This window comes from bacterium (assembly GCA_026708015.1).
GTDB lineage: Bacteria > Actinomycetota > Acidimicrobiia > Acidimicrobiales > Bin134 > Poriferisocius.
This window is the reverse complement of the sequence record JAPOVT010000003.1, coordinates 157,525-172,151: the sequence shown is the minus strand read 5'-3', so window position 1 is coordinate 172,151 and position 14,627 is coordinate 157,525. Positions and strand designations below refer to the sequence as shown.

Annotated in this window: 9 protein-coding genes; 1 reads left to right on the top strand and 8 read right to left on the bottom strand. The window is 62.2% G+C overall.

Annotated elements, in window-relative coordinates; genetic code table 11:
* Positions 1-48 precede the first annotated feature (48 nt).
* A complete protein-coding gene (locus tag OXG30_01335) occupies positions 49-1,605 on the bottom strand; it encodes an ABC transporter ATP-binding protein (GenBank protein ID MCY4133546.1) in 1,557 nt (518 codons plus the stop codon).
* Between the two features lie 21 nt (positions 1,606-1,626).
* Positions 1,627-3,483 carry a BMP family ABC transporter substrate-binding protein gene (locus OXG30_01330; protein ID MCY4133545.1) on the bottom strand — a complete coding sequence of 619 codons (1,857 nt, stop codon included), beginning with the start codon at positions 3,481-3,483 and terminating at the stop codon, positions 1,627-1,629.
* A gap of 430 nt (positions 3,484-3,913) precedes the next feature.
* On the opposite strand from OXG30_01330, the gene OXG30_01325 reads away from it, so the two are divergent.
* Positions 3,914-4,942 carry an arginase family protein gene (locus tag OXG30_01325; GenBank protein ID MCY4133544.1) on the top strand — a complete coding sequence of 343 codons (1,029 nt, stop codon included), beginning with the start codon at positions 3,914-3,916 and terminating at the stop codon, positions 4,940-4,942.
* A gap of 129 nt (positions 4,943-5,071) precedes the next feature.
* Here OXG30_01325 and OXG30_01320 read toward each other — a convergent pair whose 3' ends face one another.
* The 6 genes from OXG30_01320 to OXG30_01295 all read right to left on the bottom strand — a co-directional run bounded on the left by OXG30_01320 (position 5,072) and on the right by OXG30_01295 (position 14,552).
* Positions 5,072-6,250: a hypothetical protein gene (locus OXG30_01320; GenBank protein ID MCY4133543.1), complete on the bottom strand. Its 1,179-nt coding sequence runs from the start codon at positions 6,248-6,250 to the stop codon at positions 5,072-5,074.
* A gap of 90 nt (positions 6,251-6,340) precedes the next feature.
* On the bottom strand, positions 6,341-8,662 hold the full coding sequence (locus OXG30_01315) for an ABC transporter permease subunit (GenBank protein MCY4133542.1): 2,322 nt from the start codon (positions 8,660-8,662) through the stop codon (positions 6,341-6,343).
* Positions 8,659-9,882, bottom strand: coding sequence for a glycine betaine/L-proline ABC transporter ATP-binding protein (locus tag OXG30_01310; protein ID MCY4133541.1), 1,224 nt, complete (start codon positions 9,880-9,882; stop codon positions 8,659-8,661). The genes OXG30_01315 and OXG30_01310 overlap by 4 nt, the downstream gene beginning before the upstream one ends.
* A gap of 84 nt (positions 9,883-9,966) precedes the next feature.
* Positions 9,967-11,256, bottom strand: coding sequence for a DUF4143 domain-containing protein (locus OXG30_01305; GenBank protein ID MCY4133540.1), 1,290 nt, complete (start codon positions 11,254-11,256; stop codon positions 9,967-9,969).
* A 138-nt stretch (positions 11,257-11,394) separates the two neighbouring features.
* Positions 11,395-12,279, bottom strand: a complete 885-nt coding sequence (locus OXG30_01300; GenBank protein MCY4133539.1) for a hypothetical protein — start codon at positions 12,277-12,279, stop codon at positions 11,395-11,397.
* A 2-nt stretch (positions 12,280-12,281) separates the two neighbouring features.
* Entirely contained in the window at positions 12,282-14,552 is a 2,271-nt protein-coding gene (locus OXG30_01295; GenBank protein MCY4133538.1) for an arylsulfatase, read from the bottom strand.
* Between the last annotated feature and the right edge of the window lie 75 nt (positions 14,553-14,627).

Sequence of the window (14,627 nt, the reverse complement as noted above, 5' to 3'; positions counted from 1 at the left end):
AGGAAGTGGTCAGCCTACTGCCGTTCGACTTGAGCGGCCCAGGCTTGCCTACCCCGTTACCGCAGCACCCTCCGGCTCGCCTACGCCGCTCATCAATAGGCCCACCTGCTCGACGGTGGCCTCTTCTCGGCTTACCCGACCCATCACCGACCCCTCGTACATCACCACCAGCCGGTCGGACAACGCCATTACCTCGTCCAAATCCTCGCTGATCAACAAGATGGCCCTGCCCTGCGTACGCTGGGTGAGCAGCTGCTCGTGGATGTACTCGGCTGCGCCGATGTCGATTCCCCGGGTGGGCTGGGCCACCAGCAGCATCTCAGCATTGCCGCTGAACTCACGGGCAATCACAACTTTCTGGATGTTGCCTCCCGACAGCTTGCGGGTGAGGGTTTCAGTGCTCGGCGTGCGTATGGAGTAGTCGCTGACGAGCTGCTCGCTGTGGCTCTCGATAGTGCGAAGGCTCAGCAACCCGCTCCGCGCGTAGGGCGACTGGTCGTAGTTCACCAGAACAAGGTTCTCGGCCACGGTGAAGTCGCCGATACTGCCGTACTTCATGCGCTCCTCGGGCACGTAAGCCAAGCCCATCGACCGCACCTGCTTGGGGGTCGGGGTCTTCACCGGTTGGCCGTTGATGAACACCTCGCCCGACTCAATCTCCCGCAACCCGACGATAGCCTCGGCCAATTCTCGCTGCCCGTTGCCCGACACCCCCACGATCCCGACGATCTCGCCGGCTCGCACGTCGATGTTCACATCGCGCACCGCAAGTTCCTCCCGGTCGCCCCGGACCCGGAGGTTTTTTACCTCCAGTTTGGGATCGCCCGGCTCCTGTTCGGCAAGGGTGCGGGTGAACTCCACCGGGCGACCCACCATCATCATGGCCAGCGACTCCCTGCTGGACTCCGCAGGGGTGGTGCGCCCCGAGACTTTGCCGTCGCGCAGAACCGTGATCTCGTCGGAGATCTCCATCACCTCGTTCAGCTTGTGGGAGATGAACACCAGTCCTCTTCCATCAGAGCTGAGCTGGCGGAGGGTGACGAACAAGTCGGAAACCTCGGGAGGGGTGAGCACCGCGGTGGGCTCGTCCAGCACCAACAGCCTCACGTTTCGGTACAGCGCCTTGACGATCTCGGCCCGCTGCCGCTCTCCGACCGCCATTTGCCAGATATAGGCATCGGGATCGACGTGCAGGCCGAACTCCTCAGACACCTCCCGGATTCGCCCACGAATCGGCTGGAGGTTGGTCAGACTGAGCGGTGTGCCCAGCCCCAGGGCCACGTTCTCGGCCACGGTCAGGGTGTCCACCAGCATGAAGTGCTGGTGGATCATTCCGATGCCGGTCTCAATCGCCACCGAGGGCGAGTCGATGCTCACCGGTGTGCCGTCGAAGGTGATCGACCCCTCGTCGGGCTGGTAGAGCCCGTAGAGGATCTTCACCAGGGTGCTCTTGCCGGCCCCGTTCTCTCCCAAGAGAGTATGAACCTGACCCGGCAGCACCGTGAAGTCAACGTCTTCGTTGGCCACCACGCCGGGGAAGCGCTTGGTAATACCGCGCATCTCCAGCATCGGTGCTGGCCTCGGCGCCGCCGAGTCAGTATTCATACTTTGCTATTCGGCTGAGCGTTACTGCCCAGTGGAGATTGACCCGTCGGACAGGCCAGCGATGGTCGCCTCGGCTGAGGCAAGCACATCGGCGGGGATGTCCATGGCGTCGTTGAACTGAATGTCCAGTCCTCCACCATCGAAGGTCATGATGAAGGTCGTGCCACCCAAGGTGCCGCCCTTGACCTGATCGACCACCTCAGAGAGGATGACCTCCCAGCGATATACCTGTGAGGCAACCACGATGTCTTCACCGAGGGCGGTCTGGTTGGCTTGGGTGCCGAACCACAACACGTCGTTCTCCTGGGCAACGCCGGTGGCGCCCACCACCATCTGGGCCGAACCAGTCAGCACGTCGGCACCGGCGGAGATGTGCGACTGGGCGGCTTCTGCGGCCAATGCCACATCGGCGAACGAACCGGTGTAGACGATGTTGACCTCGACGTCGGGATTCTGCGCCGTGGCTCCGGCGGCGAACCCGTCGACATAGAGCTTGGCGTCGCCCACCTCGATCGGGCCGACCACGCCGATCACGTTGCTCTCCGTGAGTTGAGCGGCCACTACGCCGTTGACATAGCCGCCGAGATCGGAGCGCACCGAGTAGGAGTTCACGTTGGGAAGTCCGAAGGTGTCGACCGCGGTCCCCCAAGCAAACGATACATCCGGGAAGTCCGGGGCGATCTCCTGGAGCGGGCCGCCGTACTGGGAACCGTGAGCGATGACCAGGTCGTAGCCATCCTCGGCATAGCCCCGAATGGCTGCGGCGGCATCTTCCACGATGAAGGTGCCGTCGGTGATGGCAAACTCCGAGATCTCCCCGGAATCAACAAGGGCGGTCACCGCATCGAACATGCTCTGAGTGAACGCCAAGTCATTGCTAGCGCTAGGTGCCACCACCGCGACACGGAAGGGTGCCGGAGGCGGCGGCGGGGGCGGCGGTGTGTACTCGGTAGCGGTTCGGGCTGCGGCGAGCCAGGCGTCGACGGTGTCGCGGTTGTCGGCGATCCACTCGGCGGCGTGGCGGTTGACATCAGCGGTGGTGTTCTCGCCGCCGGTGTCGTAGCGCGCGTTCTGCAGTGCGATGTCAACCACGCTGATCTTCACCTGCTCCAGCAGCGTCGCCGCCGCCGGGTTCTCGACAAGGAAGTCGTTGTTGGCCGTCACCTGGATGTCAGCGGTGATGAGGAGGTTGCACGGATCATCTGTGCAGACATCGGTGCCGAGCAGGGTGGGCGCACCCCCGTCTATCGACAGCCACATGGCCTGGTCACCAGGCCCGATGTGGTTCGTATAGAAGCTCGGGCTCCACGTGTACGCGATGAACGGGGTGCCGCTGCCAGCGCGGTCGACTGCGTCGGCGAAAGTGGCGTCGTAGCCGCCCACCTCAACCTGCTGGACCCTGCCGGTCCAACCCTTGTCTTCAATCAGGCCGGCAATGAACAGATTGCATCCCCAACCGTCGGGGCACCCATAAATCTGGAGCACCCCATCACCGGGCTCAATGTCGGCCGCCTCGTACAGCTCGAACAGATCCTCGTCTCCCACGAGCTGATCAAGAGTTCTGATGCCGTGCTCTTCCACCAGCGACTTGTTGGTCAACAAGCCCTCGATGCCGCCGCGCTCAGCCTCAAGGCCCACCTTCGACACGTGATCGCTCACCAAAGAGCCATCGGGCATCTCGCCCGCAATGAACGGATCGTGGTTCGGATACCAAGAATTGGCCCAGAAATCGAACTCGCGCTCAGCCATAGCCACGTACGCGTTCGAAGGCGCAAGCTCAATATCCGCAGGCTCGCTCACGCCATAGCCCAGCTCCTCCAGCAGGTGGTGATAGATAGCCGCCTGGAAATAGCCAGTGCTCCAGTTCGCCCGAGCCATCGTCACACTGACACCCTCACCAGGCGTCATATTCACCTCGACAGCCGCCGGAGCATCCTCCGCCGGAGCGTCATCAGCCGCCGGCGCGTCATCAGCCGCCGGAGCATCCTCCGCCGGCGCAGCCCCCGGCTCGTCATCGTCATCATTGCCACAAGCAGCAACAACCAGCCCGAAGACCAGAAAAATAGCTAGCAAAACTCTCCAAAGGTTTCGCTCTCTCATTGGTAACCCTCCAATTGAAGTCAAGATTGGCCCGCCTCAGCGCGCGCCAATCCGCCTAGGGGCCACACCCTAAACCAAACCAGGCTTGAACGCTAGAGACTCCAAGAAGAACGTTCCAGACTGATACGGGGTCCGTTCCTGCTCCTCGTTAGGGGAGCGCGACCAATTCCTGAACGGCCGACTGGGCCTTTTGTGGTAGAAGTCGTTCATGACGATCGCTTCCGAACAAGCTGCCGCCCGCACCTCCTCCCGGTCAGACGAGCAGCGGCTCATGGACGGGATCTACTGGTATGGCATTCCGACGCTGTTCCGCTGCGAGTACGACCCCGACCCCCAAAACGCCGACATCGCCCTTGTGGGCGTGCCCCATAGCACCGGTAACGGCACGACCCAGCGCGACCAACATCTTGGCCCCCGGGCCGTGCGGGACGTCTCAGCCATCGGCAGGCGGGTCCACGGCCAGTTCGGCATCGATCCGTGGGAGATGTGCCGCATCAACGATCTGGGCGATGTGCCGTTGTCGGAGGGCAACAACAACGAGCGCTCCATCGAGATGATCACCGATTTCTACCAGTCGATCGACGAAGCCGGGGCGCGGCCGGTGTCCATCGGCGGCGACCATTCCATCACCGGGGGCATCCTGCAGGCCATCGGTGGCCATGAGGCCAACCTCACCGGAGGCGAGCGGGCCTGCCTGCTGCACTTCGACGCCCACACCGACGCCTTTCACAACATCCCCCACTTCATGGGAGCCATCAAGTCGGCCGCCCACTGGGCCAGCTATCTGGTTACCGACGGCCACGTCGACGCCGAGCACAGCGTGCAGGTCGGCATTCGGGGCAACACTCGCAGCCTCGACTGGCTCGAGCCCAGCTACGCGCTCGGTTACGAGGTGATCAAGAAGTCCGACTACGACCAAATGGGCGCCGAGAGGGTGATCGAGACCATCCACGAATGCATCGGCGACCGGCCGGTGTACATCACATTCGATCTCGACTGCCTCGACCCGACGGTGGCACCGGGCGTGGCCAATATCGAGGCCGGCATCGACGGCTTCGGGATGGACCAGGCCATGGAGCTCATCCGTTCGATGCGGGGCCGCAACGTGATCGGCGGCGACGTGGTCTGCCTGATGCCGACGGTGGACTTACCCAACCAGATCACCAGCTACCGCTCGATGTCGGTGATGTTTGAGATCCTCAGCCTGATTGCCGACCGAAACTTCAACCGTCCTTAAGTTTCCGCATTCACTCCCGCAGGCGTGCCTACCAATCCCACGCTTCCGCACGCGGTGAGGGGCGGGGCCAAAGCCCCGCCCCTCATTCGTCCTTCAAGCCCTAAGGCCTGATTTCGAGCGCTTGAAACGTCAGCCTGCGGTTCGGGCTGCGGCGAGCCAGGCGTCGACGGTGTCGCGGTTGTCGGCGATCCACTCGGCGGCGTGGCGGTTGACATCAGCGGTGGTGTTCTCGCCGCCGGTGTCGTAGCGCGCGTTCTGCAGTGCGATGTCAACCACGCTGATCTTCACCTGCTCCAGCAGCGTCGCCGCCGCCGGGTTCTCGACAAGGAAGTCGTTGTTGGCCGTCACCTGGATGTCAGCGGTGATGAGGAGGTTGCACGGATCATCTGTGCAGACATCGGTGCCGAGCAGGGTGGGCGCACCCCCGTCTATCGACAGCCACATGGCCTGGTCACCAGGCCCGATGTGGTTCGTATAGAAGCTCGGGCTCCACGTGTACGCGATGAACGGGGTGCCGCTGCCAGCGCGGTCGACTGCGTCGGCGAAAGTGGCGTCGTAGCCGCCCACCTCAACCTGCTGGACCCTGCCGGTCCAACCCTTGTCTTCAATCAGGCCGGCAATGAACAGATTGCATCCCCAACCGTCGGGGCACCCATAAATCTGGAGCACCCCATCACCGGGCTCAATGTCGGCCGCCTCGTACAGCTCGAACAGATCCTCGTCTCCCACGAGCTGATCAAGAGTTCTGATGCCGTGCTCTTCCACCAGCGACTTGTTGGTCAACAAGCCCTCGATGCCGCCGCGCTCAGCCTCAAGGCCCACCTTCGACACGTGATCGCTCACCAAAGAGCCATCGGGCATCTCGCCCGCAATGAACGGATCGTGGTTCGGATACCAAGAATTGGCCCAGAAATCGAACTCGCGCTCAGCCATAGCCACGTACGCGTTCGAAGGCGCAAGCTCAATATCCGCAGGCTCGCTCACGCCATAGCCCAGCTCCTCCAGCAGGTGGTGATAGATAGCCGCCTGGAAATAGCCAGTGCTCCAGTTCGCCCGAGCCATCGTCACACTGACACCCTCACCAGGCGTCATATTCACCTCGACAGCCGCCGGAGCATCCTCCGCCGGAGCGTCATCAGCCGCCGGCGCGTCATCAGCCGCCGGAGCATCCTCCGCCGGCGCATCACCGGCTGGCCCGCGGGGCGAGACGCCGCCATCATTGCCACAAGCAGCAACAACCAAAGCAATTGCTGCAAACAGTGCAAACCAAACCTTCCAATGCTTCTTCATCAGCATTTTTCCCTCCATAGTTGTTTTCTCCCGCCAACGGAGAAATGCCTGAAGCTGGCAATCAGAACGCTAGTTGAATGGTCCCAAGGTCACAAGAGCCGCCCCGGTTTACCCGATGTCGGCCGTTGCTCCTTCCGGCTCATCGACAGAGACATACACCTGTGATCGACCGAATTTCGTCAGCACACCGGCTGTGCTCGCCATGAGAAGGAACCCCGCGACCAGGCAAATGAACGCTCCTGCGCCGCTAGCGAACTTGAGATCGGCCACCCTGAGCAGCGACGCAATCCACGCCGACGCCACAACCATCAGACTGACGCCGACGCCTGCAACCACTGCGTTCCAGCGCCGTCGCCTTTGCTCATTGCTGCCGAAGACCCCGGCAGCAGGTAGCACACAGGCGATGCCGACGATGCTGAAGGCGATAGCGAGATAGCCGTACTTGCTGCCACCATCTGCAAAGCCGTCAATGACGATCTTCTCGGTCCGTTGAGCCTCGCTGTACAGTGCGATGATCTCTTGAGCTATACGAGCTTCGACTGCTGGATCGTCAGTATTCTCTGCTTGCTGCTCCAGAGCCGAAACTTGTGCCTGAAGCTCTGGTGAGACAACGGACTCGACGCGCTGATCGAAGGACCATCCCGAGAACCCAGCTATGACAATTAGCGCCGCAACAAGGGCAACCACACTGATTTGGCGGTACGAAACACCGGCTCTCAGTGGGGTGCGGGCTGCATAGGGTGCCTCCCTAAGCCAGGCCAGTGCGCCCAGGGTCGCTACCACCCCACCCACAACGGCGACCCACGGACCGACTCCCATGTTATGTGTGACGTTGGCCGATGCTGCCGGCGCCCAGACATAGGCGATCGCCGCAGCCAGGGACCCAACGGCAAGCACCACGACACCATTTGACCCAAACAGGCGAATATCTCCACCTGGTCGTCTCAGATTGGTCACAACCGCAGCAAGGATCAACAAGGCGAAACCGAACACCATGATGCCGTAGAAGGATCCACCGGTTGCATCTAAACCACGGTAGCTACGGCCTGCTAAAGGATTAGAAAGCAGCGCGATCTCATCCCCAATATCGGCAATGGCCGAGATGGTCTCTTCGTCTGTCACCCCCTCAGCCCCCGCCGCGACGATCACGGCACTTATCTGGGCATCGAGCACGGCAATCTCTTGGGCATGTTCGGCGGGCGGGTCGACACTCGCTTCCTGAAGCTCGACCATCCCAGGGAACCTCTCGGGATCAACCTCGACGTACTCGTATCGTCCGGTGTCAACCAACCTGGCATAACCGGAAATCCTTCCCGAGTCACTCCCCCATGGTAAGAACACGGCAACAACAGCAACGAGGGCGCCGGCGGCGACGATTGCCAAGAAGCGGTGCTCGGCTGCCGACAGCGGAGCCGGGTGGCTTCTCGTCTTGGCCACGGCGCTGATCGACGATGCCTGAGGAAGCAGTGCTTCGGGGTCGCGACGATGGGCCCAGGCCCGGCGGATGCGTGTAAAGAGGTTCTGGCCATCACTCTCCTCAGTCTGAGAGATGCGGTCGAGCACCACTGCGACGATGAACAGAGCCAGACCGCTCGAAGCGGATAGAGCAACGTCTAGCGCCTGGACCCCCCTATAAACCTGGAAGCCCAATCCGCCCGCACCCATGATTGCGGCGATGCCCAGCATGGAGATAGACAACAGCAACGTCTGGTTGAGTCCGGTCATGATTGCGGGACGCGCCAGTGGAAGCTGGACATCTAGCAGTACGCGCCACTCGGGTGCCCCGTAGGCCCGACTGGCCTCTACGACATCCGCGGGCACCTGTCTGACTCCAAGGTTGGTGAGACGAATTAGCGGCGGGAGGGCAAACACCATGGTGACCATCGTGGCCGGTTCGGTGCCGATGCCGAAGAAGAAGACGATCGGCAGCATGTACACAAACGCATGGACAACTTGCATCGCGTCGAGCACAGGGCGCACGGCATTCCACACTCCATCGAACCGGCCACAAAGGACACCGAGGGGAATGCCGATAAGGGCGCAGAGTGCGACGGCGACAATGATCATGCCCAATGTCAACGCTGTGTCATCCCAGTATTCAATGCCGAGCAGCCCGCAGCCAGCTAGCGCCAACGCGACAAACCCGCCAACCTTCACGTTGCGGGTCAGCGTGCCGATCACAAAAAAGATGAGGCAAACTGCGATCCACGGCATATCGGTGATCTCCCACCAGGGATGGTGGTTGGGACCATCAACAAAGTTGCGGAACAGGAAGGTGAAGGGCCACTCGACGATATCGAGGAACCAGTCCAGGTTGAGATCGGTCCAATTGACCATCTGCTTGACCCATTCGCCGAACGGAATCGTCCACTGGTCGAGGACCTCGTTGTCGGCAATACCGGGGGACTCCGACTGGGCCAGCAGGCTCACAGGAATACCTCTCTCTCGAAACCATCGATCAGGTTCTCGACCCGGCCCATTTCTTCCATGATGTGACGGGGATCAAGATTCCCGACCAGCGCCCCTGATTCGTCGCACACTGCGATGGAAAGGCCGCGGCCAGCGGCGGCGTAAACCTCGTTGAGCCGGTCGTCGGGGCCGCAGCGCTCAAAGTCGGTGCGCAAAGCAGGTCCCAAATCGGTGGTGCCCATGCTGGCGGCCCGAGCCGCGTCTTCAACGGTCAGCAAGTGCGTGGGCGCGCCCGCGGCATCTAACACGAAAGCGCCAATGCGGTCGCCCATCGCACCGAGGGCCGCAGCGATGGTAGCGGTGGGGACAACGGGTGCCGGCTTTTGCATCACCTCGTGTACCTGGATGACTCGGCCCTGATCGACGTCTTGCACGAACTCAGCCACGTATCCGGTGGCTGGCTCGGTGAGAATCTCCTCGGGCGTGCCGATCTGCACGACGGTGCCGTCTTTCATGATGCAGACCCGGTCGCCGATGCGCAGCGCTTCATTGAGGTCGTGGGTGATGAACAGGATGGTTTTGTGAAGCTCGCTCTGTATTTCCAGCAGCTCGTCCTGCATCTGGCGGCGGATCAGCGGGTCGAGGGCACTGAAGGCCTCATCCATCAGCAGTATTTCGGGATCCGATGCCAGTGCTCGGGCCAGACCGACCCGCTGCTGCATCCCGCCTGAGAGCTCGGCCGGCATGTTCTGCGAATAGGCGTCGAGGCCAACCAACGCCAAAGCCCGCATGGCCGATTCGTTGCGGGCGGCCTTGTCCACGCCCTGCACCTTGAGGCCGTAGCTCACATTGTCGATGACGTTGCGGTGGGGGAACAGTGCGAAGTGCTGGAACACCATCCCCATCTGGCTCCTGCGGAAAGCCTGAAGTTCTGAACCTTCGAGAGACTGCACGTCGATGCCCTCGACTGTGACGGTGCCAGCAGTGATGTCGTGGAGCTTGTTGACGGTGCGAATAGCGGTGGACTTGCCCGATCCAGACAAGCCCATTACGACGAAAATCTCTCCCCTGGGCACCGAGAAAGACACATCGTGCAGGCCCACCACGTGACCGGTCTCGGCCTGAACTTCGTCTTTGCCCATCCCTGAGCTGGCCAGTTCAAAAGCTCGGCCGCCGGGCTGAGGACCGAAAATCTTGTAAACGCCGTCCAGGACGATGATGTCATCGCCCACCTGTGCCATCAGGACTCCTCCCGCCAGATGATGCTATGTAACCGTAGTACGTCTAGTTGGGCAGTGCCTTGGAAGGGGGAACCTCAGTCAACGTTACGGTGTCCAAAGGACTGACATCGGTGCTGCCCAGATTCTGTCGCTGATGAGTACGGGCTGGATGTCGCCACAGCAGAGCACAACGCCCGAGGTGAACTCGCAGTGTGCATGACTGTCGGAATCCATGGCATCGCGCAGCGCGATGATCCGGTCGGCGTCTTCTCTCTTCACCCGGTTCCTCGCCTTCACCTCGACAACCGCGATGGCTGACCGGCTAGTGGACTTCAACACGAAATCGATCTCCCCGAGCGGGTATTCCCTTATGGCGCTACTAGCGCGGCTGGACCGCCGCAGGTCGTAGCACTCGATCTCGTACCGCTTCTCGGCCACTGCCTGCTGAGCGCACAGCTGGGCGTGAACGAATGTTTCAACGAGCCCCCCGAGCAGTTGCGGCGAAGCCAGCATCTGCTGTCTGCTTACCCCAATGAGCGGGGCCATGAGGCCAGGATCGCTGAGCAACCGCTTCGGATGGCGAAACCCCTGCGAGTCTGCGGTCGGCCTCCAGATGGGCAATTCATCGAGCAGGAACGAGTTGTCGTACATGTCGCGATACTTGGACGCAGTCTTGTAGTTGAGGCCTGCGGCCTTCGCGATGCTCAGCAGATCGACTATGCGGCCGCTGTACCCGGCATAGGCAGCTATGAACCGAGCCAATCCGCTACGCGTGCCCGCCGAATCCCTCCTCGTCTGATACCGGACGATGTCGGTTTCGATGATGTCTCGGGTGATGCGACGCAGGGCAAGACCAGCCTCATGCTCGTCTAGGCCCGCATGGCTGGGGTAGCCAGAGCGGAGGGCGATATCCATGTAGGCCCTGTGTTCCATGGACTCGGGGTTGCCCCATTCCCCTGAGCAGTTGAAGAGGGTGTCTGCAAGCGGTTTGGGGGTAACCCCCAGCCGTTCGGCATGCGACATGGGCCGCAACCGGAAGATGTCGCAGCGCCCGGTCAAGGGGAACTGCTTGAAACCGCTCGCCGCTGAGTATCCGGCTGAGCCCGCGATGATGAATCCCGATGCCTTCTCCTTGTCCACCAAGTTCTTGATCGTCCAGAGGGTCTGCGGGCGCATCTGCCACTCGTCAACCAGCACTGGCTTCGCCGACTGGCGGAGCCAACCCAGGGGATCCAACTCCAAGGAGTCCGCGTCCATCTCGTTGGATAGATCAAGGTCGGACGCGGCGAACCTCTGAGCCAGAGTTGTCTTGCCCACATACCGCGCTCCCTGCAACAACACGGCCGGCGAGGTGGCCAGCGCTCTGGCCAACCGTTTTTCCATCAGCCGCGGCATGTAGGACACACATTTATCGTACCAGCTAATGAGCAGCTTATATATCAGCAAATGAAAGTTTTGCGTGCCACGTAGTGCGGCACATTCGTACCAGCGAATGCGAATGCTAGAGAACCATGTCGCTTGGGTATCAACCTGTTAGCGGCGGCGGCGCAGGCGGCGGGCGTGGGCTTCGAGTTGCTTGCGCTGCTTGCGGGTCAGGCTTTCCAGACCTTGGCTGGCTACCTGGTCAAGCAGAGCATCCATCTCGGGGGTGACCGACTCGTCACGGGTCGGAACCGCCCGCAAATGGTCTCGACTCCGGGACCGTCGACGAGACCTTGAATGCCGAGGTTCGATTACAGTCTGGCTTAAGCCCGATGCAAGCGACAGCTTCGGAATCCAAGCCAGATTGGTGGCGTAGCCGAACGCCCGGATGCCGAGCAGGGCCACAGCCACCGTGCAGGCCAGCACGATCAGCGCGAACCAGTTGCGGTTACCGAGGGCTTGGATGGCGTCGAGTCCGACGATGACCACGGCGATGACCCACCCGGGAATGCCGGGCCAGAACCGGGCGTGGGCATACTGGGCGGCAAAGGCCACCAGTACCCCTACTTCCACCATGCGAAGGCCAGCCACATAGCCGGTGAAGCCGGCCGCCGCCTCCACCGCAGTCACAATCACCGCTGGAATAAGCGTGAGGGCAACGAGGAAGAACGCGAATCGCCAGCGTCCAAGGAGGGATTCGATCTGGGAGCCCAGCATGTAAAAGATGGCGAACAGGATGATCGTCCAGAAGTGGGGTTCGTTGGGGATCGGCCAGGTGACCAGCCGCCAAATGTCCCCTTCCACCACGCTTCCGAGCTGGTAGTTCTCCGAAACCAACACCAACTCGCGAAAAATGGGACCAAAGCGGCCTTCAATCCCCCAGATGATCATCGAGACCACGCCAAGGCCGACTACAAACGCGGTTGTGGACACCGGAAAACCCCCGATGCGGAACCAGGGGTCGTCGCTGTAGCCGAAGCGCCGTGAGGGATACATGGCTATTGGTGGCGCATGGCGTGGGCCATCTCGGTGTCGAAATCGAATGGGGGAAGCGGACCCGTCTCGATGACCAATGAGGCCAGAGCCTCAGGGGCTTCGAACGGCGGTTCATAGTCGTCGCACACCGGGAAGGGGCGGCCATAGCCCACGGTAAGGAAGGCTCCGTCAGGCGCCCAGTTGGTGGGCAGGGGCACCGGCTCGGCACCATGGCCGATCTCGGCCTCGTCGGCAGTGAGCGTGACGGTGAACAGCCCGTCGTCGGTCGGGTCCAACACCGCACCCACAAAGCGCGCTCCGGTCGGGACGGCAGCGGTGGCCCGGTGCTCCCGCCCGTGTACCACCGCCACCCAGCGGAGCTCGCCGTCAGCCAAGAAGAGTGCCCAACCTGCAATCCAATCCCCTTGCTCGCAGATAACTCCGGCGGCGCCTTCGGGGAGACCATCGGGAAAGGCGGCCAGCGCCCGGTAGCCGCCGAACTGCAACGGCCCCGCGGCCTCGTGCAACTTGTCGCCGGGGACCAGTTCGTAGCGGGACCGCAGCGACATCCAAGGGGCGTACATGTGGGCAATGCGGTTCATGGCGGTGTCGTCGAGAGGCAGCACCCCATTGCGATCGGCCTCGGCGTTCCACAACTCCACAAGTTCGGCCAGCTTTTCGGGGTGCTGTTCGGCCAGATTGTGAGACTCGGTGGGATCGGCCGAGGTGTCGAACAACTCCCACTCGTCGTCGGCGAAATCGTGGCTGCCGATGATGGCGTCTCGCTCGGCGGCGGTGAGCTGGTTGACGTGGTTGGTGACCGCCTTCCAACCGTCGTGATACATGGCACGGCTGCCCCAGCACTCGTAGTACTGGCTGGTTCGGGCGGCGTCGGGATCATCATCGCCGATTATCGGCCGCATGCTGACGCCGTCGAACGACATCTGCTCCACCCCGCCGAATTCGGCCGGGGGCTGCACCCCGGCCAGGTCCAAAATGGTGGGCATCACGTCGGTCACGTGGCTGTACTGATGGCGGAGCTCGCCCCGAGCGGCGAGACCAGCCGGCCACGACAGGATCAAGGGATCGCGCACTCCCCCTTCAAAGGTGTATCGCTTCCACCGCCGGAATGGCGTATTACCGGCCAGGGCCCACCCCCAGGGATAGTGCCCGGAGGAGCGGAACCCGCCGAGGTCGTCGTAGTGGGCCAGCTCCAGTTCCAAATCGTCTTCTTCGTCGCTGATGTAGTGGCGGATCTGGTTCCAACTGCCGTTGGGCCCCCCTTCGGCTGAAGAGCCGTTGTCGGAGATCAACGCCACCACGGTGTTGTCGGTCTCACCGGACGACTCCAGGTAGTCGAGCACTCGACCGATGTGGTGGTCGGCATGGCTCAAGAATCCGGCGTACACCTCCATCATGCGGGCATACAACCGTTGGCGGTCGGGGTCTATCTCATCCCAGGGCTCGACCCATTCGGGTCGTTCCGACAAGGCGACGTCGCTGGCGACAATTCCCATTTCCTTCTGGCGGGCCAGCACCTCTTCTCGCCACACGTCCCAGCCCCGGTCGAACTGCCCGGCGTAGCGGTCGATCCACTCCGGGGGCGCCTGATGGGGGGCATGCGGGGTGCCGGTGGCGTACCACATCATGAATGGCCGATTTGGGTCGGCCAGCCGCAGGCTCCGAAGGTAGTCGATGGCCTGGTCGGCCAGATCGGCGTCGAGGTGGTAACCCTCTTCGGGGGTGGCGGGCGGCTCGATATAGGTCTGGTCGCGGATGAGCTGGGGCGTCCACTGGTTGGTCTCCCCGTTGAGGAACCCGTAGTAGTGGTCGAACCCGACCCCCGTGGGCCAGGTGTGGTACGGCCCGGCGGCTCGTTGGTCGCGGGGAGTGAGGTGCCACTTCCCCACCGCGTAGGTGGCCCAGCCCTCTGCGCCCAGGTATTGAGCCAGGGTGCCGGCCGAGTCGGGGATCTGGCCGTTGTAGCCGGGGAAGTTGACGGGCATGTCGGTGAGCATCCCCACCCCCACCCGGTGGTGATTCCGACCGGTGAGCAGGCACGCTCGGGTGGGCGAACACACCGCGGTGGTGTGGAAGTTGGTGAACCGCAACCCCCGACCGGCCAGGCGATCCAGGTTGGGGGTGTCGATGTCGGAGCCGTAGCACCCCAATTGGGCAAAGCCGAGATCGTCCAGCACGATCACCAGCACATTGGGGGCATCGAGATCGTAGGGCCGCGGTACCGGCGGCGATGTCGACTCGGCCAGGGTGAGCCCGATGCGGTGTTCGGTCATCAAACGGTGAGGATAGCCAGTACGCCACTTGGTGCCGCAACAAGGCGCGATATAGTGAATACAAGTAGTCCTAAA